General features: G+C 70.5%; 20 protein-coding genes. 13 read left to right on the forward strand and 7 right to left on the reverse strand.

What is annotated here, in order from left to right; all coding sequences use genetic code 11:
- Positions 1–4: 4 nt before the first annotated feature.
- Both flgD and MPPM_RS03440 read left to right on the forward strand, forming a co-directional pair.
- Positions 5–412: a flagellar hook assembly protein FlgD gene (flgD, locus tag MPPM_RS03435; RefSeq protein ID WP_096483858.1), complete on the forward strand. Its 408-nt coding sequence runs from the start codon at positions 5–7 to the stop codon at positions 410–412.
- Positions 413–478: 66 nt separating this feature from the next.
- Entirely contained in the window at positions 479–745 is a 267-nt protein-coding gene (locus MPPM_RS03440) for a flagellar biosynthetic protein FliQ (protein WP_096483859.1), read from the forward strand.
- A gap of 349 nt (positions 746–1094) precedes the next feature.
- Here MPPM_RS03440 and MPPM_RS03445 read toward each other — a convergent pair whose 3' ends face one another.
- On the reverse strand, positions 1095–2792 hold the full coding sequence (locus MPPM_RS03445; protein ID WP_096483860.1) for a methyl-accepting chemotaxis protein: 1698 nt from the start codon (positions 2790–2792) through the stop codon (positions 1095–1097).
- A 328-nt stretch (positions 2793–3120) separates the two neighbouring features.
- On the opposite strand from MPPM_RS03445, the gene flhA reads away from it, so the two are divergent.
- From flhA to MPPM_RS03485, 8 genes are all read left to right on the forward strand, one after another.
- Entirely contained in the window at positions 3121–5202 is a 2082-nt protein-coding gene (gene flhA / locus MPPM_RS03450) for a flagellar biosynthesis protein FlhA (RefSeq protein ID WP_096483861.1), read from the forward strand.
- Positions 5199–5969 (forward strand): flagellar biosynthesis protein FliR, encoded by a 771-nt coding sequence (gene fliR / locus MPPM_RS03455; RefSeq protein WP_096483862.1) that lies wholly within the window; start codon positions 5199–5201, stop codon positions 5967–5969. Before flhA ends, fliR begins: the two co-directional genes overlap by 4 nt.
- A gap of 4 nt (positions 5970–5973) precedes the next feature.
- Positions 5974–6384, forward strand: coding sequence for a hypothetical protein (locus MPPM_RS03460; RefSeq protein ID WP_096483863.1), 411 nt, complete (start codon positions 5974–5976; stop codon positions 6382–6384).
- 72 nt (positions 6385–6456) lie between these two features.
- Complete coding sequence (locus tag MPPM_RS03465; RefSeq protein WP_096483864.1) at positions 6457–6927, forward strand: rod-binding protein; 471 nt, start codon at positions 6457–6459, stop codon at positions 6925–6927.
- A gap of 6 nt (positions 6928–6933) precedes the next feature.
- Positions 6934–7278, forward strand: coding sequence for a flagellar protein FlgN (locus MPPM_RS03470; protein WP_096483865.1), 345 nt, complete (start codon positions 6934–6936; stop codon positions 7276–7278).
- Positions 7279–7281: 3 nt separating this feature from the next.
- Entirely contained in the window at positions 7282–7728 is a 447-nt protein-coding gene (locus tag MPPM_RS03475) for a hypothetical protein (protein WP_017487413.1), read from the forward strand.
- 171 nt (positions 7729–7899) lie between these two features.
- A complete protein-coding gene (locus MPPM_RS03480) occupies positions 7900–8793 on the forward strand; it encodes a dihydrodipicolinate synthase family protein (protein ID WP_096483866.1) in 894 nt (297 codons plus the stop codon).
- Between the two features lie 111 nt (positions 8794–8904).
- On the forward strand, positions 8905–9900 hold the full coding sequence (locus MPPM_RS03485) for a DUF2336 domain-containing protein (RefSeq protein WP_096483867.1): 996 nt from the start codon (positions 8905–8907) through the stop codon (positions 9898–9900).
- Positions 9901–9918: 18 nt separating this feature from the next.
- Here the strand turns inward: MPPM_RS03485 and MPPM_RS03490 are convergent, their stop codons facing one another.
- The 3 genes from MPPM_RS03490 to MPPM_RS03500 form a co-directional block, all read right to left on the reverse strand.
- On the reverse strand, positions 9919–10260 hold the full coding sequence (locus MPPM_RS03490; protein ID WP_096483868.1) for a DUF1491 family protein: 342 nt from the start codon (positions 10258–10260) through the stop codon (positions 9919–9921).
- A 70-nt stretch (positions 10261–10330) separates the two neighbouring features.
- Positions 10331–11080, reverse strand: coding sequence for a peptidoglycan-binding domain-containing protein (locus MPPM_RS03495; RefSeq protein WP_096487697.1), 750 nt, complete (start codon positions 11078–11080; stop codon positions 10331–10333).
- A 145-nt stretch (positions 11081–11225) separates the two neighbouring features.
- Positions 11226–13166 carry a sensor histidine kinase gene (locus tag MPPM_RS03500; protein WP_096483869.1) on the reverse strand — a complete coding sequence of 647 codons (1941 nt, stop codon included), beginning with the start codon at positions 13164–13166 and terminating at the stop codon, positions 11226–11228.
- Positions 13167–13557: 391 nt separating this feature from the next.
- Between MPPM_RS03500 and MPPM_RS03505 the strand changes: the two genes are divergently transcribed.
- Together MPPM_RS03505 and cydB are read left to right on the forward strand one after the other, a co-directional pair.
- On the forward strand, positions 13558–13950 hold the full coding sequence (locus MPPM_RS03505; protein ID WP_096483870.1) for a hypothetical protein: 393 nt from the start codon (positions 13558–13560) through the stop codon (positions 13948–13950).
- 69 nt (positions 13951–14019) lie between these two features.
- Positions 14020–15063: a cytochrome d ubiquinol oxidase subunit II gene (gene cydB, locus MPPM_RS03510; protein WP_096483871.1), complete on the forward strand. Its 1044-nt coding sequence runs from the start codon at positions 14020–14022 to the stop codon at positions 15061–15063.
- Positions 15064–15171: 108 nt separating this feature from the next.
- Here the strand turns inward: cydB and MPPM_RS29155 are convergent, their stop codons facing one another.
- Both MPPM_RS29155 and MPPM_RS03515 read right to left on the reverse strand, forming a co-directional pair.
- Complete coding sequence (locus MPPM_RS29155) at positions 15172–15297, reverse strand: hypothetical protein (RefSeq protein ID WP_017487422.1); 126 nt, start codon at positions 15295–15297, stop codon at positions 15172–15174.
- Positions 15294–16532 (reverse strand): MFS transporter, encoded by a 1239-nt coding sequence (locus MPPM_RS03515; RefSeq protein WP_244573459.1) that lies wholly within the window; start codon positions 16530–16532, stop codon positions 15294–15296. Before MPPM_RS03515 ends, MPPM_RS29155 begins: the two co-directional genes overlap by 4 nt.
- 232 nt (positions 16533–16764) lie before the next feature.
- Between MPPM_RS03515 and MPPM_RS03520 the strand changes: the two genes are divergently transcribed.
- The gene (locus tag MPPM_RS03520; RefSeq protein WP_096483872.1) at positions 16765–19245 is read left to right on the forward strand and encodes a PBP1A family penicillin-binding protein; all 2481 of its coding nucleotides are present in this window, start codon (positions 16765–16767) and stop codon (positions 19243–19245) included.
- A gap of 44 nt (positions 19246–19289) precedes the next feature.
- Here the strand turns inward: MPPM_RS03520 and MPPM_RS03525 are convergent, their stop codons facing one another.
- On the reverse strand, positions 19290–20159 hold the full coding sequence (locus MPPM_RS03525) for a LysR family transcriptional regulator (protein WP_096487699.1): 870 nt from the start codon (positions 20157–20159) through the stop codon (positions 19290–19292).
- Positions 20160–20211: the final 52 nt, after the last annotated feature.

Genomic DNA, 20211 nt, shown 5'->3' on the forward strand with positions numbered 1-20211 from the left:
GCTCATGGACGTCACCAGCACCGGCGCGACGACCGGCACCACCACTGCCGCGGCGGCGAAGGCGGCGACGTCAGTCGCCGCCAAGATGAACGCCGACACCTTCCTGCAGCTGCTGATGGCGCAGCTTCAGAACCAGGATCCGACGAAGCCGATGGACTCGACGGAGTATGTCGGCCAGCTCGCCACGTTCTCGCAGGTCGAGCAGGCCACCAAGACCAACCAGAAGCTCGATTCGCTGCTGACCTCCAGCTTCCTGAACCAGGCCGACGCGATTATCGGGCGGACCCTCACCTCGGCGGACGGGCTGACGACCGGCACCGTGCAATCGGTGCGGGTCACCGGCGACGGCGTCGTCGCCAAGCTCACCGACGGTCGTGAAATGCTGCTCGCCTCCGGCATCTCGATCAGCTAGCGCGTCGTTCCGGAAGACGGGCTCCGGCTGTCGGACCACGGCGATGCGCCATCCAAAGATACCATCATGAACGAGGTCGACGCCCTCGAACTCGTCCGCTCCGCGATCTGGACGGTGCTGGCCGCCGCCGGTCCCTCGGTCGGCGCGGCGATGCTGGTCGGCATCGCGGTCGCCCTGCTGCAGGCGCTGACGCAGGTTCAGGAGGTGACGCTCACCTTCGTCCCGAAGATCGTCGCGATCCTGCTGGTGATGCTGGTGACCGGCACCTTCGTCGGCTCGCAGATCTACGCGTTCGCCGAGATGACCTACGGGCGGATCGCAACGGGGTTCTGACGCCCGGGGCGGTCTCCGCCTTCTCCCACACAGGCCGGCCTGGGGCCGGAAGGCTCGAGGACGGGAAAACGAGGCGGGACCGGGCGGAGGAAGCTGTCGAGACTTGACCGCCCGGTCCCTCGCGAGAGCCTTGACCTTGGGAAGGACAAAAGCTTCTGCGATCGGATCCTAGCACCGGTGTTGCCACTTGGCAGCACGTCGCACGATGGCCTGCCATGCGTCGCTTAACAGTGAACAGGCCGCTGTCACCGGTTGAATATGACAGCGACATCGATCGGGAGGGGTGCGACATCGCGGTTCCCCGGTCCGCCGTCTTTCGGATTCGCTCCGCGGCCTGCGCGGAGCGAGATCAGGCCGCCCGGACGGTGGCAAGGAAGCGATCGACCTCACCGGTGAGGTGCTCCGACTCGCGCGACAGCTCGGAGGCCGCCGCGAGCACCTGACTCGCCGCCGCCCCGGCCTCCTCGGAGGCCTGCGCCAGTCCCACGACGTTGCGGGTCACCTCGGTCGTCCCGGTCGAGGCCTGGGCGACGTTGCGCACGATCTCCTGGGTGGCCGCGCCCTGCTGCTCGACCGCGGCCGCGATGGTCGCGGCGACGGCGTTGATCTCGCCGATGCGCCCGGTGATCGAACCGATGGCCGAGACGGCGCGTTCGGTGACGCCCTGGATCTCACCGATCTGGCCGGCGATCTCCTCCGTCACGCGGGCGGTCTGGCTGGCGAGTTCCTTCACCTCCGTCGCCACGACGGCGAAGCCGCGTCCCGCCTCGCCCGCGCGCGCCGCCTCGATCGTGGCGTTGAGGGCGAGCAGGTTCGTCTGCGAGGCGATGTTGGAGATCATGCTCACCATGTCGCCGATACGGGCGGAGGTGCGGCTGAGTTCGCGCACGAGCTGTCCGGTCTGGTCCGCCTCAGCGACGGCGTTCTGCGCGAGCCCGGCGGAACCCTGGACCTGCCGTCCGATCTCCTGGACGGAGGCGCCGAGCTCCTCGGCCGCGGCCGCCACGGTGCCGACATTGCTCGCCGCCTCTTCCGCCGCCGCGGCGACGGTGCCCGACTGGTTCGCCGTCTCCGTGGCGGTCGAGGACATCTGCTGCGCGGTGGCCTGAAGCTCGGTCGCCGAGGACGACACCCGGCCGACGATACCGCCGACCGCGCGCTCGAAGCCGTCGGCAAGTTCGATCATGGTGCGGCGGCGCTCGGCAGCGGCGGCCTCGTCGGCGATGCGGCGCATCTCGGCCTGCTCCGCCGCCTTCTGCGCGACCATCGTCTTGATCCCCTCGACTGCCCGGCCGACCGCGCCGATCTCGTCGCCCCGCGCCGCCTCGCGGATCGTCGCATCGATCTCCCCCTGGGCCATGCGCTGAAGCACGGCGACGAGGCTCGCCAGAGGTCGGGTAATGCCGAAAATCGTGATGATGCCCGCGAGAAACAGGGTGGCGAGGATGCCGATCGCCGACGCGATGCTGAGGATCATGCTCGACCGGCTCGCGGCCTGCTCGGCCCCGTCCCGCGCCTCGGCGAGTTCCGCCGTCAGCAGATCGATCCGCGATTGGATGACGTCGCGCAGCTTGGCACGGGCCACTGATGCATCGTTGAACAGGACCTTCGTCGCCGCTTCGTTCTCGTTCTTGAGACCGAGTTGGATGACGCGATCATTGGCGGAGCGCAGGGTCTCGGAGATCTCACGAATCTCCTCATTCGCCCTTCGCCGCTCGGGGCCGTCGGACAGGGCAAGCAGCTGACCCACGATCTTCGACTGCGCCACGACGGCCGCGTCATATCGCTTCTTATAGCCGTCCATTTCCGCTTGGCGCGTCTCAAGGATGATGTTGCGGATCACGATACTGGCTTCGTTGGCATAGACTCGCAGCGACAGCATGCCTTCGAGCCGCTTGACTTGAACATCGACGATCTGCCTCATCTGCACGGACAGGCCGCTAATCGTCGTATAGGCGTAGAAAATCAGCCCGATTGATACTGAAATAGCAAGGATAATGGGTGCGGCTGCTTTGAAGATCAGTCGCGCATTGTCTAATATTCGCATGTGCCGCTCCAGGGCTTGCTTAAGACGAGCGAGTCAGCCCCCGTCGCACCACCCTTGCGAGAAACACCTTATCAAAGGATAAAAACTCCGTGACTGGTCAAAACTTCGCGTGAGGCGCCGGATCGTTGAAGATGCTGGATAATCTCCGCTCAGCCTGCCGCCCCGGGTGGGGTCCTGCCGTTCGATGGTGCCCGGCGGCAGCCGGCTAACGCCCTCCGTGTGACCGCAACGGTTGTATCGTGCGATTCCTCCGACGAGGCTGCCGCTCCATCTCCGCGCAAGCATGCCGGTTCACAAGCGCTGCCACTTGAGGGGAACGGTCCACGTCATGGCGGTGAGCGAAGCGCTCGTCCTGGAAAAGCGGTCGCGGCGCGACTTCGGGTTCGCCGCCGGCATCGTCGCGATCCTGGCGGTGCTGTTCCTGCCGGTTCCGGCAGTGCTGATCGATGTCGGGCTCGCTTTCTCGATCGCGCTCTCGGTGTTGATCCTGATGGTGGCGCTCTGGATTCAGAAGCCGCTCGAATTCTCCGCCTTTCCCACCGTGCTGCTGATCGCGACGCTGCTGCGGCTGGCGCTCGGCATCGCCACGACGCGGCTTATCCTGGCCAACGGCCAGAAGGGCGTGGACGCCGCCGGCCACGTCATCCAGGGCTTCTCGCAATTCGTGATGAGCGGCGATTTCGTGATCGGAATCGTCGTCTTCGTGATCCTGATCACGGTCAACTTCCTCGTCATCACCAAGGGCGCGACCCGTATCGCCGAGGTCGGCGCCCGCTTCACCCTCGACGCCATCCCCGGCAAGCAGATGGCGATCGACGCCGATCTCAATGCCGGGCTGATCGACGACAAGGAGGCGCAGCGCCGCCGCCGGGAGCTGGAGGAGGAGAGCGCGTTCTTCGGTTCGATGGACGGCGCCTCGAAATTCGTGCGCGGCGAGGCGGTGGCCTCGCTCATCGTCATCGCCGTCAACGTGTTCGGCGGCGTCATCATCGGCACGACGCGCCACGGCATGCCGCTCGGCCAGGCCGCGGACGTGTTCGTCAAGCTGTCGGTGGGCGACGGCCTCGTCTCGCAGATCCCGGCGCTGATCGTCTCGCTCGCCGCCGGCCTCCTCGTTTCCAAGGGCGGCACCCGCGGCGCGGCGGAAGAGGCCGTGCTCGGCCAGCTCAGCGCCTATCCCCGTGCGCTCCTCGTCGCCGCGGCCCTGATGCTGATGTTCGCGGTCGTCCCGGGACTGCCGTTCCTGCCCTTCGTCGCACTCTCGGGCCTGATGGGCTTCGTCGCCATCACCATCCCGAAGCGCCGCGCCGCCCAGGCCGCCCTCGCCGCGGCGAAGGCCAAGCGCGAGGAGGAGGTCAAGCAGGCCGAGGTCAAGGATTCGGTCAAGGAGCAGCTGCGCACGCCGGAGATCGAACTCTGCCTCGGCCGTCAGGTCGCCGCGCAGATCCAGGGCAGCCACGCCGAGCTGCACCATCGCGTGGCCAAGATGCGCCGCAAGTTCGCGCGCCAGTACGGCTTCGTCGTCCCCGACATCAAGCTCACCGACAGCCTCAACCTGCCGCCCAAGACCTACCAGATCCGCATCCACGGCACGGTCGCCGCGACGCAGGAGATGCGGCCGGGCGAGCTGCTCGTCGTCGTCGGCGACGGGCCGCGCCCCGACGTGCCGGCGGAAGAAGTGCGCGAGCCGGCCTTCGGCATGAAGGCGCTGTGGATCGTCGACGCCTATGCCGGCGAGATCCGCCGCTCCGGCTTCGAGGCGATCGACGGCGCCTCGGTGCTGCTGACCCACCTCTCCGAGGTGATCCGCAACAACCTGCCCCAGTTCCTCTCCTACAAGGACATGCGGGCGCTGCTCGACCGGCTCGACCCCGAATACAAGCGGCTGATCGACGAGATCTGTCCCTCGCAGATCTCGCATTCCGGCCTTCAGGCGGTGCTGAAGCTGCTGCTCTCCGAGCGGGTCTCGATCCGCAACCTGCACCTGATCCTGGAGGCGGTGGCCGAGATCACCCCGCATGCCCGCCGCGCCGAGCAGATCGCCGAGCACGTGCGCATGCGCGTCGCCCAGCAGATCTGCGGCGACCTCGCCGAGGACGGGGTGCTGCACGTGCTGCGGCTCGGCGCCAACTGGGACCTCACCTTCCACCAGAGCCTGAAGCGCGACGCCAAGGGCGAGGTCATCGAGTTCGACATCGATCCGCGTCTCGTCGAGCAGTTCGGCGCGGAAGCCGGCGAGGCGATCCGCGAGCGGATGCGGCAGGTCCACGGCTTCGCCCTCGTCACCGCCCCCGACGCGCGGCCCTACGTGCGGATGATCATCGAGCGCATCTACCCGACGCTGCCCGTCCTCTCGCATCTGGAGATCGCCCGCGGCGTCGAGATCAAGTCGCTGGGCACCATCTCGTGATTCCGGGCGTCACCAGCCTATTCGGCGGCGACGCCTTCCTCGCCACCTTCCTGATCTTCTGCCGCATTGGCGGCTGCCTGCTGATCGTGCCCGGCTTCTCAAGCCCGCGCGTGCCGGCGCAGGTGCGCCTGTTGATCGCCGGCGGCGTCTCGCTCGCCGTCACGCCGCTGCTGCTGCCGCTGTTCCAGGGCCGGCTTCCGGGTCAGGCACCGACGGAATCCCTCGTCTGGATCGCCAGCGAGTCGGTGACGGGGCTCCTCATCGGCCTGCTCGGACGCATCTTCGTCTTCGTCCTGGAGACGGTGATGAACGCGGTCTCGACCATGGTCGGATTCGGCTCGATGCCGGGCACGCCGGTCGAGGGCACGGACGCGATCCCCGCGGTCGAGTCGCTCATCGTGTTCAGCGCGATCGCGCTGATGTTCGCCGCCGACCTGCACTGGGAGCTGCTGCGCGGACTGGTCGATTCCTATTCGCGCATCCCGCCGGGCGAGGGCTTCGGCACCCAGACGGCGCTGGTGCGGATCGCCGACCAGATCGGTGAGGCCTTCTCCCTGGCCCTGCGGATCGCCGCGCCCTTCATCATCTACGCCGTGGCGGTGAACCTTGCCGCCGGTTTCGTGAACAAGCTGACGCCGACGATCCCGGTCTACTTCATCGCCACGCCCTTCGTGATGTTCGGCGCACTGATCCTGCTCTACTACCTCTCCAGCGAGTTCATGACGCAGTTCCTCGCCGGCTATCTCGCCTGGCTGCGCAAGGGCTGAGCGCATGTCCGCCGCCGACATCGCCAAGCGCCTGAAGCGCGCCGAGCGCCTCACCGCCGTGCAGGAGCAGATGCGCAGGGCCGCCGAATGGCAACTCGCCCAGACCCGGCGCGACGCCGAGGCCGTCGAGGCCGATCGCGCCGCCCTGCTGGCGGCCGTCGGCGCTTCCGCCCACGGGCACCTGTTCCTGGAGGCCGCCACGCGCCGCCTGCGCGGGCTCGCCGCGCGGGCGACCGAACTCGAACGGATCGCCGCCTCCCAGAGCGACGAGGTGCGCGAGCAGGGTCTCGCGCAGAAGCGCGCGGAACTCAATGCCGAGCGGATCGAGACGCTGCTCGACCGGGAGCGCGAGCGGGTCGAGGCGATGGAGCGCCTCGACGGCTTGGCGCAACGCCGCGACGCAAGCCTCCCGTAAGCCAGCAGGGCTAGGGTTTCCCCGATTGTCAGCGGCGCCCCCGATACGCGCCGCGTCAGGTTCGATGGCGCGATGAGCATCTCCCCCCCTTCCGACATCGTCATGGATGTGGCCCGCGCCGCCGATCCGGCCCGCTATCAGGAAGCGGCGGCCAAGCTGTCGCAGCCCGGTGACCCGGCCGCCTTCGCCAGCGCCGCCGACGAGGCGGCGCGCGAGGCGGGCCTGAGCACGCACCTGCCGCTCGACGTCCACGGGGCGCTCACGGGCCTGAAGAACGACACCGCCCGCAACGCCGCCGCGGACCCCTACCGGAAGTTCGAGGGGCAGGTGATCCAGCAATTCGTCGAGGCGATGCTGCCCAAGGCCGAGACCGTGTTCGGCAAGGGCAATGCCGGCGGCATCTGGAAGTCGATGCTCTCCGAGCAGATCGGGCAGCAGATCGCCAAGACCGGCGGCATCGGCATCGCCCGCATGCTCAACGCGTCCCATCCCACCGGTACGACGGCGCCCCCCACGGGCACCGGCGTCGCGGGCAAGGTCTGACCGCGGATGCTGCTCGAATCCCTCAAACGCCTCGAAGCGACCGTGGAGGCCGAGACCGAGGCGCTCGCCGCCAACGCTCCCCTCGATCTCGATGCGGTCAACCGGGCCAAGAGCCGGAGCCTCCTGGAGCTCACCCGTCTCGCCCGCGCCGTCGATGTCGCGGCCCTCGACGCCGAGACCGGCATCGTGCTGGCGCGCCTGCGCGAAAAGCTGGTGCGCAACCAAGAGGCGGTCGCCTTGCACCTGCGGGCTGTGGAGGAGGTCGGCGCGACGCTCCAGGCCAGCCTCCAGGCGGCGGAATCCGACGGCACCTATTCCGCGCGCGTGTCCGCGCCGTCGGGGCGCGACTGAGCGATGCGCGTCCTGTTCTCCGGCCTGTGGATCTGCGCCGTCACCATCGCCTCCTGCTACGCGGCGGTGACCTTCGGCGGCGGCTTCTTCTCGAAGTCGACCGAGCCCTATCTCGAGGGGCTGCAATACCAGAAGCTCGCGCCCATCAACATTCCGATGGTCGCCGAGGGCAAGGTGCAGGGCTACGTCATCGCCGTGCTGGTCTTCACGGCGGATGCCAAGCTGATGCACACGCTGCCGGTGGCCCCCAACGCCTTCGTGGTCGACGAGGCCTTCCGCCAGATCTACGGCGACACCACGATCGATTTCCGCAAGCTCGCCCGCTACGACATCAACGGCCGCCTCGCCCAGATCCGCGCCAAGGTGAACGAGCGCCTCGGTTCCGACGTGGTCAAGGACGTGCTGGTGGACGAACTGAACTTCGTCGCCAAACGCGAGGTGCGCTCGTAGTCGCATTCGGTCGTCGCGAGGCGGAGCCAGAGCAATTTAGGGCGCGACCTCCCTGGAAAGCGCGCGCTGAACGGCTTCGCTCCGCTCGCGGTGACGGATCGGCCCGAACGCCTCGGCCCGCATCCGATGCGCGTTGACCGCCATCAAGTCCCCGCGCACTTTGCTGCGGCCATGTCCCCCTTCACCGGCCTGTCCGCCTTTCCCATCACCCCCGCCTCGCCCGACGGCCGCGTCGATCCGGCGGCCCTGCGCGCGCTGATCGCTCGGCTCGTGAACGCGGGCGTGGATTCGATCGGACTTCTCGGCAGCACCGGCACCTACGCCTACCTGTCCCGCGACGAGCGCCGCCGTGCCGTCGAGGCCGCCCTGGACGAAGCCGGCGGTCGTGTACCGGTCATCGTCGGCATCGGGGCTCTGCGCACGGACGAGGCGGTCGCCCTGGCGCAAGATGCGCGGGCGGCGGGCGCCGCAGCGGGACTCCTGGCCGCGATGTCCTACACGCCGCTGACCGACGACGAGGTGTTCGAGCACGTCTCCGCGGTGGCGGCGGGCAGCAGGCTGCCGATCTGCATCTACGACAATCCCGGCACCACGCATTTCCGGTTCACGCCCTCATTGGTCGGGCGGCTGGCACAGGTGTCCGGTATCCATGCGCTCAAGAGCCCGGCCCCGGACCCCGACGCGGTGGCCGGCCATCTCGACGCCCTGCGCCGGGCGGTGCCCGCCGATTTCCGGCTCGGCTATAGCGGTGACTGGAACGCAGCGGAGGCGCTGCTCGCCGGCGGCGAGGCTTGGTACAGCGTTGCGGCCGGACTGTTCCCGGAACCCTGCCTCGCGATCCTGCGGGCCGCGCAGGCCGGGGACGCCGCGCGGGCGCGGGCGCTCAACGCGCGGATGCAGCCGCTCTGGGACCTCTTCAGGGAGTTCACCAGCCTCCGGGTCGTCTACGCGGCGGTCGACCATCTCGGCCTGTGCCGAGCTGATCCGCCCCGGCCGATCCTGCCGCTCCCGGAAACCCTCCGGATCCGGGTGGCGGATGTCGTGGACCGTCTCGGGCTCGCCTGATCCGGCCGCCGGACAGTCGGCGCGGGACAGTCGCCGTGCGCCGGTCTTAAAGGTCGATTCACGCAGAACTGTTTGACTCACCGCAGAGTAAGTTCTGCGTAATCGAGTGCCATGTCCTCATCGGTCGCCGAAGCGCCGGACCTGTCCGGCCTCATCGAGCTCTCGCGCGATCCCGCGCTCGACCTGAAGCCCGTGATCCTTCGGGTGCAGACCGACCTGTTCCTGACGGCTCCGGTCCATGACCGGGCGATCCTCCAGGCCTTTGAGTCCCTCGCGGCGGGCCTGATCCCGACGGTGGACGCGGACACGCTGCGCATCGTCGCCGAGAAGCTCGACGGCTGCCCCGACGTGCCGGCCGGCGTCCGCGCCGCGCTGGAAGCGCGCGGATTTCCCCTGGCCCCGCCCCGCGAGCCGGGGACGGAGGCCGAAGCCGACCGGGCGATCGCGGCAAATCCCGGCGCGCTGATCGGCACCCGAACCCTGGAGCGCCTCGTCGCCCGCGCCCGCACCGATGCGGCCCTCGCCCACACCCTGCTCGGCCGGCCCGACATTCCGCCCGCCGACCTTGCGCCCCTCTGGCTCTTCGCGGAGCCGGAGCAGCGCCGCGCCATCGCCGAGGCGGTCGAGGCGACCGCGGCCCTGCGCCCCTGCCCGTCGACGCCCAGGACGCTGGCGACGAGCCTCGTCGAGCATTCCCACGCCCGCGACGTGCAGGCCTTCGTCACCGCGCTCGGGAACGGGCTCGGCCTGCCGCCGAACTATCTCAGCGCCGCCATCGATCCGGCCGCCCGCTACGACCTGCTGACGCTCGCCCTGCGGGCGGCGGATCTGCGCGAGGGCGAGGCGGTCTTCGTCTTCCTCACGCTCAACGACAGCGTGGCGCGCTCGGTCGATCGGGTGTTCGCCCTCGTCACGCTGTTCCGCGAAACGAGCCGGGCCACCGCCCGCGACCTTCTCTGCGCGATCCTCGGCGTGCCGGTGATGGAGCGCGCGGGCGGCGAGCACCAGCCGCTGCACGGCCCCGAGGCCCGGCGTCCCGCCCCGGCCGCGGCCGAGCGCGGAGGCTTGCGCACCATTCTCCCGACGCGCCTGCGCCGCACGAGCTGACGCGCCTCGGGCGAGACGCTACTCCACGAGCGGTAGGCCGTGCCGGCCCTCGCGGTCGTCGATCTCGACGATCCAGAGATCGGAATCGAAGCGAATCTCACGGGCGATCCGCTCCTCCACATCCGGCGACGGCGCGGCGGCAAGGATCGCCGTGAACAGGCGGTCGCCCGGATCCTCCGCCTCGATCAGCGCCTGGGGGGCCGGGCCGTAGAGGTCGGCGGTGCCGTCGAGCCGGTCGACCTTGACGAAGATCGCCCCCGCTTCCGCCGCGCCGCGGCGGCGCTGCACCGCGGGGATGCCCTCGCCGTTGAGGCGGCGCAGCTGCGCGGAGACCCAGAAATCCGAGCGGAGGCGTGGCATGCCCGGTTCATAGGCGCACGCCGCGCCGATGGCGAGGGCGGCAGGCCATCCGCAAGACCGGCGGATGAGGTCAGCCGCTCGCCTTGGCGGTCATCTCGCGGGTCAGGGCGCGCAGGGTCGGTCCGGCGGCCTCGCCCTTCACCGGCAGCTTGCGGTCGCGCTCGAACTTCTCGATCGCCGCCTTCGTGCCGGGCCCCATCAGGCCGTCATCCTTGAGCGGGCCGTAGCCGAGCTTGGTCAGCGCGCGCTGGACACGGATCACGGCGGGATCGGGCTTGGCGGTCTCGGGCTTGGCGGTCTCCGTCTTCGCCACCTCGGCCTTCTCCTTCGCGGCCGGCTTCGGCTCGGGCCTGCGCTCCGCCCTCGGGGTGACCGAGGCCGTCGTCTCGCCGGAACGGATCATGTCGGCGATCGCGTCACGGGGCGCTGCCGGCACCTCCCGCGCAGGCGCGGGCTTCGGCGTCTCCACCGCGCGAACCTCCCGCACCGGCTGCGGCGCAGGCTTTCCCGCCACCGGCTTCGGCTCGACGGTCGGCAGGATCGGCGCCGGATGCGGCCCGGCCTGGAGGCCCATGGCGTTGACGCAGACATAGATCGCCGCCCCGGCGCCGAGCAGCGTTCCGAACACGCCGCCGGGATAGCGCAGGCAGAACCGTCCGGCCCCGTTCGCCGCAGTCAGGACGGAGGCCTGCCAGCCGGAGGCCGCGGGTCCGCGCGGAGCCGGCTTGCGGCGCGGCGACTTGGCCGGGCTTCGTCCGACCCGCATGTCACCGGGGACGACGATCTCGCGCTGATCCCGTCGGGCGGGCGGCTCGCGCATCATTTCGCTCCTTCACAGCATCGTCCCGAAAGCGGGCTTCGCGCTTTTGCAAGCGGACGATGCAGAAACGGGAATCTCGAGCAGGATTCCGGATCGAATGTCCGGATCCGTGCCCGAGGGTTCTGCCGGGCGTCGCGCGAGCGGCTCATCCGGCGCGGCGCATCGGGGCGTCCGCCGAAGGCGGAGCGGGGTCGAACAGGCCGACCGGCAGGCGGATCGGCTCGGGCACCGGCTCCGATACCGCCGCGCCCCGCACCGAGGTGCGGATCGGCGCCGGCTGGTTCTGCGCCGGGACGATCTTCGCGCCACCGGAAGCCGCCTTGCCGGCGGTCGCCGCGGCGGCCTTGGCGCGGCTGCAATCGAGCGGCAGCGTCACGGTGACGGCCGTGCCCTTGCCGGGGGCGCTCTCGACCGAGACGGCGCCGCCATGCAGCCCGGCGAGGCCGCGCACCACGGAGAGGCCGAGCCCGGTGCCCTCGTGGCTCCGGCCGTAGCCGCCGCCGACCTGGAAGAAGGGGTCGCCGAGCCGCGGCAGGTCGGCCTCGGTGATGCCGATGCCGTTGTCGCTCACCACGAGGTCGAGATAGGCCCCGCCCCGGCGCACCATCACCTCGACCCGCCCGCCGCGCGGCGTGAACTTCACCGCGTTCGAGATCAGGTTGATCAGCATCTGGCGGCAGGCGCGGGCATCGGCCACGAGGGCGCAGCCGGCGGGCACGGGGGCGCTCACCAGGGTGATGCCCGAGGCATCGGCCTTGAGCCGCATCAGGTCGCAGCAGCTTCGCAGCAGCGCTTCGACATCGACCGGCTCGGGCTGGAAGTCGAAATGCCCGCCGCGGATGCGCGAGATGTCGAGCAGCGTGTTGACCACGTCGAGCAGGTGACGCCCGGACTGGGCGATGATCCCGGCATATTCGCGCGAGCGCTCCGGCGAGAGGCTCACCGCGCCCTCCCCGCCCAGCACGTCCGAGAAGCCGATGATGGCGTTGAGGGGCGTGCGCAACTCGTGGCTGACGGTGGCGAGGAAGTGGGTCTTCACCTCGTCGGCGCGCTCGGCCTCGGCGCGGGCGCGGTCGAGCTCCTGCGCGTGGCGGCGGTGCTCGGACACGTCGCGGGTCACGGCGACGACGGTCGAGCCGTTGGCGCCGGCCAGCCCCGCCTCGATCCGGTGGGCGCGCATCTCGGCGAAGATGGTGCGGCTGCCGTCGGCGCGGGGCGCGTCGAGGTGCAGGCGGAAGGGCACGGTCGCCGGCGCGCCGTGGGCGGCGACATCGCTGATTGCCTGGAGCAGCGCCGGACGGTCGCCGATATGCACCCGGTCGAGCAGGCCGTGGCCGCGCAGGCGGCTCGCCTCGGCGCCGACGAAGCGGGCGGCCGAGCCGCTCGCCTCCAGCACCCGGCCGTTGGCGTCGTGCCACGTCACGAGGTCGTCGATGGCCGAGAGCAGCAGGCGGTCGCGGGCCTCATTGTCCCGCATGCGCGCGCGCCACTCGCCTTCGCGGCGCATGTGCTCCATGGCCTGCGCCGCGATGTGACCGATGGCGGTCACGGCGAAGACCGGCATGACGATGGCGTTGGGCCAGTCGAGGGCGAGGCTGCCGATGGGCAGGTAGCCGCTCAGCGCGATCGCGAAGGCGCCGAGGACGGCGATGACGGAGGCCGCGATCGTCGCCCGGCGCGAGCCGGAAATCATCGCCTCCAGCGGCACCGCCACGAGCCAGATCGCGGCGGCCGAGCTCGCGCCGCCGGTCAGCGCGGCGAGGCAGACGACGATGCCGGTCAGGCCGAGCGAGGACAGGGCATGCGCGACCCACAGCGAGCCGGTGCGCGACAGGACGACGGCGGCAAACAGCGGCAGGAACAGGCTCGCGATGGCGATCGCCTCGATGCCGCTCGGGACCCCGCGCCAGACGAGGTAGGGCGGGAGGCCCGCCATCATCACGACGCCGGTGGCCAGCCGCGAGATCAGGAAGCGCTCGTGGCGGAACCGCACGCCCGGCTCGGCCACGACGGAGGCGTGGACCAGCCCGGCGAGACGGGCATCGAAGAGGGAGGCAAGGGCACCGTCTTTACGCAACACCACCACGCACAGCGCGAAACTCGACCCGAAACCCGGGTGTCCCGCGCCCCTCGACTACTCGTTACGATCTTCAGGCAAACCGTCGCAGAGCCGGTTTAAGCGAGGATGAAAAGGGTCGCTCACTTGCCGCCGACCGCGGCGGTGAGGGGGCCCCTGCAGGGGCCGGTCGAAGTGCCGATCCCCGTTCTTCACAGCCCCCCGAAACGGCGGAAGCGGCGCTCGGCACAGGGTAAACCGGCGGCCCGAAGGGCGCGCATTGCCGGAAAAAGGCTTCGTTCACCACGTCGGCGTTTTGGCCTCTCGCGCTTCATCCGGCGGTGCCGGGACGATGGCAGGATCAAGCGATCGTTCCCTGCCGGCCGCGCCGGCGAAGCAGCGCCTCCTCGGAACCGGATCGATGTCGTTTCTCCTGCGCGCCGCCCTCGTGATCGGTGCCCTCTCGTACCTCGCGCTCCAGCGCCAGGACGGGTCGTCGCCCGCCCCGCCCCGTCCCGCCACGGCAGGGGTCGCCAAGGGGAACACGGCGGCGAGTACGCTGGGGCTCCCGACGGGGATCGCCGAGGGCGACGCGTTGGACAGCCTGACCACCGGCGGCATCGGCGCGCTGGTGAACGCCCTGAACGCGCTGCCGCCCGAGACCCGGGAGGAGATGGTGCGGGCCGGGGCGGACGCTGTCGCCCGGCGCGTCACCGGGCACGCCCTCGGACCGCTCGCGCCGCAGCGTCCGTCCGCCGACACCCTCTCGGCCAGCGACCGCCAGCCGTCATGGCGCGGACCCACATCACACTGAGCGCGGTTCTGGCCTGATGAGGCGGCGCTCCTATAACGGACGGGCGCCACCGACCGGGAAGGAGCGACGATGTTCGGCTTCGGAAGCGAGTACGAGGGCTTGGCCTTCTGGCTGCCGCTGGTTTGGGCTGGCCTGCTGGCGCTCGCGGTGGCGATGTATGTCGTCATCGACGGGTTCGACCTCGGGGTCGGCATCCTCTTCACCGCCGCACGGCCCGGCAACTGGCGCGACCGGATGATGCTCTCGGTGGCACCGATCTGGGACGGCAACGAGACCTGGCTCGTGCTCGGCGGCGGCGGGCTGTTCGCGGTGTTCTCGGTCGCCTACGCGATCCTGCTTCCGGCACTCTACCTGCCGATCATCCTGATGCTGATCGCGCTGATCTTCCGCGGGGTCGCCTTCGAGTTCCGCTTCAAGGCCGAGCGCTCGCAGGTGGTCTGGGACAACGCGTTCCACTACGGCTCGCTGGTCGCGACCTTCGCGCAGGGCATGGTGCTCGGCGCCTTCGTCCAGGGTTTCCAGACCGAAGGACGGGGCTTCTCCGGCGGCACCTTCGATTGGCTGACCCCCTTCAGCGTCATGACCGGCATCGGCCTCGTCTGCGGCTACGGGCTGCTCGGCGCGACGTGGTGCGTGATGAAGACCTCGGGCGAACTGGAGATCTGGTCGCGGATCAAGGCCAAGCAGTTCCTGATCGGCACCGTCGTCTCGATGGCGATCGTCAGCGCCTGGGTGCCGTTCCTGGGACTGCACATCCAGTGGCGCTGGTTCTCCTGGCCGAACGTTCTGTTCGTGGCCCCCGTGCCGCTGCTGACCGCCTTCGTCTGCTGGCGGATCTGGAAGGCGATCGAGGACGGGCGCGAGGTCGCACCCTTCCTCCTCTCGATCGCCCTGTTCCTGCTCGGCTTCCTCGGCCTCGCGATCAGCCTGTTCCCCTACATCGTGCCGCCCAAGCTCACGATCTGGCAGGCGGCCAACGCGACCTCGGCCCTGCAATTCGCCCTGGTCGGCTACGCGGTGGTGATGCCGCTGACGCTGGCCTACACGGCCTATGCCTACTGGGTCTTCCGGGGGAAGATCGAGGAGAACCCGAACGCGGCGAGCTATCATTGAGCGCCCGGCGCATCCTCTGGTTCGTCGTCCTCTACGGCCTGAGCCTCATCGCCTTCACGGCGCTCGTCTATTTCATCCGCGCCATCGCGCGGTGAGATGGGCGCCGGCTCAGAGGCATAGCGTCAGGGCGGCGTGAAGCCAGAGCGTCACCCCCTCCCGGGCCCAGAGCAGCGCGCCGACCAGCGTCAGCGCGCCGAGAAGGGCGAGGACGACGAGTTCGTCCCGTCCGCTCATGCCGGACTCGCCTGCGCGTTCCGGGGCGCCAGCGAGACGTCGCGGATCGGCAGATTGAGGAGGCCGGCGAGGAGCGCGAGGCCGATCGAGAGGCTCCAAGCCACGTCGTAGGACCCGGTATGGGCGAAGATGAAGCCCGCGCCCCAGGCGCCGAAGAAGGCGCCGACCTGATGGCTCATGAAGACGATGCCGAACAGCGTCGAGAGATAGCGCACGCCGAAGATCTGCCCGACGAGACCGCTCGTCAACGGGACGGTGCCGAGCCAGAGAAAGCCGATGGCGCAGGCAAACAGCGTCGCGGTGAGCGGGGTGAAGGGGCTCACGAGAAACAGCCCCATCACGGCGGCGCGGGCGAAGTAGATCCAGGACAGCACGTATTTCTTGCGCAACCGGTCCGCGGCGACGCCGAAGGCGTAGGAGCCGAGAATGTTGAACAGCCCGATCAAGGCCAGCGCGCGGGCGCCGATGCCTGCGTCGAGGCCGGCATCGGTCAGGACGGCCGGCAGGTGGGTCGAGACGAAGGCGATGTGGAAGCCGCAGACGAAGAAGCCGGCATTGAGCAGCCAGTAGCCGCGATGGGCCGCCGCCAGCCGCAGGGCGGCACCGAACGGGATCTCGTCGGGCGTCGCGGCCGGCCGCACCGCCCCGAAGGCGACCTTTCGGGCGATGCCGAGGGCGAGTGGCACCATCAGCGCGGCGAGCCCCGCGGCGGCGAGGAGCGCCCCGCGCCAGCCGAGTTCGTCCACCGCGATCTGGGTGGCCGGAACCAGCAGGAACTGACCGACCGAGCCGCCCGCGGTGACGATGCCCGCGGCCGCGCCCCGCCGCCCCGGCGGCATCAGCGGCACGACCGCGCCGAGCACGACGACGAAGGTGACGCCGGTCATGGCGAGCCCGACCAGGAAACCGAGCGTGACGGTGAGGCCGAGCGCCGAGGCCACGGAGGCCGCCAGCGCGAGGCCGACGGCATAAAGGAGGCCGCCGCCGCCGGCGACGCGCCCGGGGCCGTAGCGGTCCACCAGTGCCCCGACGAAGGGCTGAGCGAGGCCGAAAATCAGATTCTGCACGGCCATGGCGAAGCCGAAGCTCTCGCGCCCGACGCCGAGATCCAGCTCGACCGGTCGCATGAACAGACCGAAGCCCTGGCGGATGCCCATGGCGATCGTCACGATCACCGCACCGCAGGCGAGCGCGACCCAGGCAGGGGATTGTCGATGAAGCGGGGAGCGGATCAAGGTCGCGTGTCCAGGAAAGCCGGCCGGGATCATATTCCGGATCGCGGGCTCGGAAGAACCGGCCCGTGCCGCATGGCGGATCACGCGATGGACGCGGTGCCCGAGCGTGTCGCCGGGGCCACCCCTCGGCCCCGTTCGCCATCCTCCACTTCCGCACGCGTAGCCTTGCCGGTCCCCGCTCCGCTAAGGTCCGCCCGATGGATGATTTCCGGCGGGCGGCGAACGGTTCGGGATGACGGCGCAGGGACCGGACAGGCCGGACGAGGACGGAACCGAGACGAGGGCGGCGGCGCGCGAAGCGGCGCGGGCGGCCGGCCTGCTCGCGCGCCAGCTCGGCCGGCTCGCCGGAAGTGCCGGACGCAGCGCCTGGCGCAGCGGGACCGCAGCGGCCAGGGGCGTGGCGAAAGGGTCCGCGCCGGTCTTGTCACGGGCCGCGGACCGCCTCCGCCCGTCCGGGCCACACGCCGCGCCGGCAGCCCCCGCTGCGGACCCGGCGCCGGTCGACGGATCAGGCGGGCGAGGTCGACGCGTCGGCCCCCTCCCCGGCCGCTCGTCGCGCCGCCGGCGCACCTGGCTCATCGCGGGGGCCGCTCTCGTCGGCCTGCCGCTGGTGATCCTGGCCGGATATGTCTTCGCCGCCTTCGCCACGCTGCCTCCGCTCGGCGGCGTGGCGCCGGAGGCCGCCCAGCGCGCCCTCGTGGTCGAGGCCGAGGACGGCCGCTCCTTCGCCACCCGGGGCGCGTTCCAGGGCGAGAAGCTGACCGAGAAGACGCTGCCGCCCCGGCTCGCCCAGGCGATCGTCGCGATCGAGGACCGGCGCTTCTCCAGCCATTGGGGGATCGACCTGCGCGGCCTGATCCGCGCCGCGTGGCGCAACGCGACCGGCGGCGGCGTGCGCGAGGGCGGCTCGACCCTCACCCAGCAATATGCCCGCCTCACCTCGCTCACACAGGAGAAGACGCTCAGGCGCAAGATCCAGGAGGCGTTCCTGGCGCTGCGTCTGGAGAGCACGCTGACGAAGCCCGAGATCCTCACCGGCTATCTCAACACCGCCTATTTCGGCGCCGGCGCCTACGGGGCCGATGCGGCGTCGCGGCGCTATTTCGGGCATGGGGCCGCCGGCCTGACCCTGCCGGAGGCGGCGATGCTGGCCGGCCTCGTGCGCGCGCCCTCGCAACTCGCCCCGACCCGCAATTTCGGCGGCGCCAAGGAGCGGGCCGATCTCGTGCTCCAGGCCATGGTCGAGACCGGCGCGATCAGCCAGACCGAGGCCGACAAGGCGCGGGCGGAGAAGCTGACGCTCCACACCCCGCCCGAGACGCCGCCGGGCACCAACTACTTCCTCGACGCGCTCCAGGGCGAGGTGAAGCGGCTGACCGAGGCGGCCGGCGACGTCACCGTGCGCTCGACGCTCAACCTCGAACTCCAAAGCCTCGCCGAGGGCGTGCTCGCCCGCCGCCTCGACGCGGAGGGCGGAAAGAAGAAGGTCGGCCAGGGGGCGCTGGTGGCGCTGGCCCCGGACGGGGCGATCCTCGCCATGGTCGGCGGGCGCGACTACGAGGACAGCCAGTTCAACCGGGCGACCCAGGCGAAACGCCAGGCCGGCTCACTGTTCAAGCTCTTCGTCTATCTCGCGGCCTACGGACGGGGCTACTTCCCCGACAGCGTGCTCGTCGACCGCCCGACCCAGATCGGCGAGTGGGAGCCGCAGAACTCCAACAACCGCTTCCGCGGCGCGCTGCCGCTGCGCTCGGCCTTCGCACTCTCGGTCAACACCATCGCCGCCCAGCTCGGCGAGGAGGTCGGGATCGCCGCCATCGCCGCCGAGGCGCGGCGTCTCGGCGTGCAATCGGACCTGCCGGAGGTGCCGAGCCTCGCCCTCGGCACGGCGGACGTGACGCTTCTCGAGATGACCCGCGCCTATGCCGGGGTGCTCGGCTCGGGCGTCCCGGTGGAGCCCTATCTCGTCCGAACGGTCCGTGGAAACACGCCGCAACCGCTCTTTCAGCGCCCGGCGCCGAAGCCCGGCGCGGCCATGGATGCGCAGGTCCAGTCGATGATGCTCGACTCGCTCCAGGCGGTGGTCGAATCCGGCACCGGAAAGGCGGCGCGGATCAACGGCCTCGCCGTCGGCGGCAAGACCGGCACCAGTCAAGACTACCGCGACGCGTGGTTCGTCGGGCTGACGCCGGACATGATCGTCGGCGTGTGGGTCGGCAACGACGACAACGCGCCGATGAACAAGGTGACCGGCGGCGACATCCCGGCCCGCGTCTTCCACGACTTCGTGGAGCGGGCGCAGAAGGTGCTGAAGGGCCGCAAACGCCCCGCCCCCTCCGCCGCGCGGGCGGAGCCGGTCCCGGCCAACGCCGTGGCTCCCGCGCCGACGCCCGCCGCCGGCGAGGTGCGCGGCGTGCCCGAAGTGGTCGATACCGGCACGCTGGCGATCCGCGGGCGTACCGTGCATCTGCTCGGCGTCGTCGGCGAGGGCGGCGCGCTCGCCCGCCAGCTCGCGCGCTACCTGCGCCGCCGCGAGGTCGTCTGCTCCGGCGACCCGGCCTCCGCCCGCTGCCGCCTGGACGGCGACGATCTCGCCGCCCTGATCGTCACCGCCGGCGGCGCGCGGGTGAGCGAGGATGCGCCGTCCGACCTAATCGAGGCCGAGGATCAGGCCCGGGCCGAGCGCGCGGGCCTTTGGCAGCGGGAGCGGTGAGACGGCGCGTCGGGGAGGTGCCGCGCGGCGATCGACGGCCGCGCTCACGGCTCAGGCACGGCTCGAAGCTCCGCCGTGCTGGCCAGGATCGTCTCCTTCAATGCCGTCGCGATCGGATGCTGGTGGCCTGAGCCGAGCACCACGAACTCGACCTCGCCGATCGGCGGCAGCCCGGCCGATTTCGGGATCGGTGCCAGCCCCGGCGGCATGACCCTGGCCGAGTGCGGCGCGAAGCCCAGACCTGCTTCGACGGCGGCGCGCAGCCCCATCAGGCTGCCGCTGGTGCAGGCGATTCGCCAGGAGCGCCCCGCCGCTTCGAGCGCATCGAGCGCGAGCGCCCGCGTCATCGAGGGCGGCGGATAGAGGATCAGCGGCACCGGCAGCACCGGATCGGGGACAGAACCGGGGCGCCCTGCCCAGATCAGCTCCTCCGCCCACACCAGTTCGCCGCGGGGATCGCCGCGGCGGCGCTTGCAGAAGATCACGTCCAGCTCGCCCGCATCGTAGCCCTGGTAGAGCGTCCGGCTGAGCCCGACCGTCAGCTGTATGTCCACGGAAGGGTGGCGGTCGGCGAAACGGGCGAGGACCTGGGCCAGGGCAGACAGGGTGTAGTCCTCGGAGACGCCGAGGCGGATGCGACCGCGCAGGCCGCTCGGCGAGAAGAAGGCGCGAAGCCGGTCGTGCGCCTCCAGCAGGTCGCGGGCGAAGCCGATCATGGCTTGGCCGTCCGGCGTCGCGGCGACCCGGTGCGTGTCCCGCATGAGGAGGGGGCGGTCCAGCGCCTGTTCGAGCCGCGCGATATGCCCGCTGACCGTGGATTGCCGCACGCCCAGCACCTGCGCGGCGGCGGTGAAGCTGCCGTTGTCGAGGACGGCCAGGAAGGAGCGGATCTGATCGAGGTTCAGGTTGCTCATCATGGTTCGTGATAGCCGATATCCCTATCGGCCTGGAGCCCGGCGGGCGTAG

Source organism: Methylorubrum populi (assembly GCF_002355515.1).
GTDB classification, from domain to species: domain Bacteria; phylum Pseudomonadota; class Alphaproteobacteria; order Rhizobiales; family Beijerinckiaceae; genus Methylobacterium; species Methylobacterium populi_A.

Coding starts and splice junctions, on each gene's coding strand:
- MPPM_RS29155 (WP_017487422.1), bottom strand. CDS start 15,297: ATGAGCGGACGGGACGAACTCGTCGTCCTCGCCCTTCTCGGCGCGCTG.
- MPPM_RS03505 (WP_096483870.1), top strand. CDS start 13,558: ATGTCGTTTCTCCTGCGCGCCGCCCTCGTGATCGGTGCCCTCTCGTAC.
- cydB (WP_096483871.1), top strand. CDS start 14,020: ATGTTCGGCTTCGGAAGCGAGTACGAGGGCTTGGCCTTCTGGCTGCCG.
- MPPM_RS03490 (WP_096483868.1), bottom strand. CDS start 10,260: ATGCCACGCCTCCGCTCGGATTTCTGGGTCTCCGCGCAGCTGCGCCGC.
- MPPM_RS03480 (WP_096483866.1), top strand. CDS start 7,900: ATGTCCCCCTTCACCGGCCTGTCCGCCTTTCCCATCACCCCCGCCTCG.
- MPPM_RS03485 (WP_096483867.1), top strand. CDS start 8,905: ATGTCCTCATCGGTCGCCGAAGCGCCGGACCTGTCCGGCCTCATCGAG.
- MPPM_RS03520 (WP_096483872.1), top strand. CDS start 16,765: ATGACGGCGCAGGGACCGGACAGGCCGGACGAGGACGGAACCGAGACG.
- MPPM_RS03465 (WP_096483864.1), top strand. CDS start 6,457: ATGAGCATCTCCCCCCCTTCCGACATCGTCATGGATGTGGCCCGCGCC.
- MPPM_RS03495 (WP_096487697.1), bottom strand. CDS start 11,080: ATGCGCGAGCCGCCCGCCCGACGGGATCAGCGCGAGATCGTCGTCCCC.
- flhA (WP_096483861.1), top strand. CDS start 3,121: ATGGCGGTGAGCGAAGCGCTCGTCCTGGAAAAGCGGTCGCGGCGCGAC.
- MPPM_RS03445 (WP_096483860.1), bottom strand. CDS start 2,792: ATGCGAATATTAGACAATGCGCGACTGATCTTCAAAGCAGCCGCACCC.
- MPPM_RS03475 (WP_017487413.1), top strand. CDS start 7,282: ATGCGCGTCCTGTTCTCCGGCCTGTGGATCTGCGCCGTCACCATCGCC.
- flgD (WP_096483858.1), top strand. CDS start 5: ATGGACGTCACCAGCACCGGCGCGACGACCGGCACCACCACTGCCGCG.
- MPPM_RS03470 (WP_096483865.1), top strand. CDS start 6,934: ATGCTGCTCGAATCCCTCAAACGCCTCGAAGCGACCGTGGAGGCCGAG.
- MPPM_RS03440 (WP_096483859.1), top strand. CDS start 479: ATGAACGAGGTCGACGCCCTCGAACTCGTCCGCTCCGCGATCTGGACG.
- MPPM_RS03460 (WP_096483863.1), top strand. CDS start 5,974: ATGTCCGCCGCCGACATCGCCAAGCGCCTGAAGCGCGCCGAGCGCCTC.
- MPPM_RS03525 (WP_096487699.1), bottom strand. CDS start 20,159: ATGAGCAACCTGAACCTCGATCAGATCCGCTCCTTCCTGGCCGTCCTC.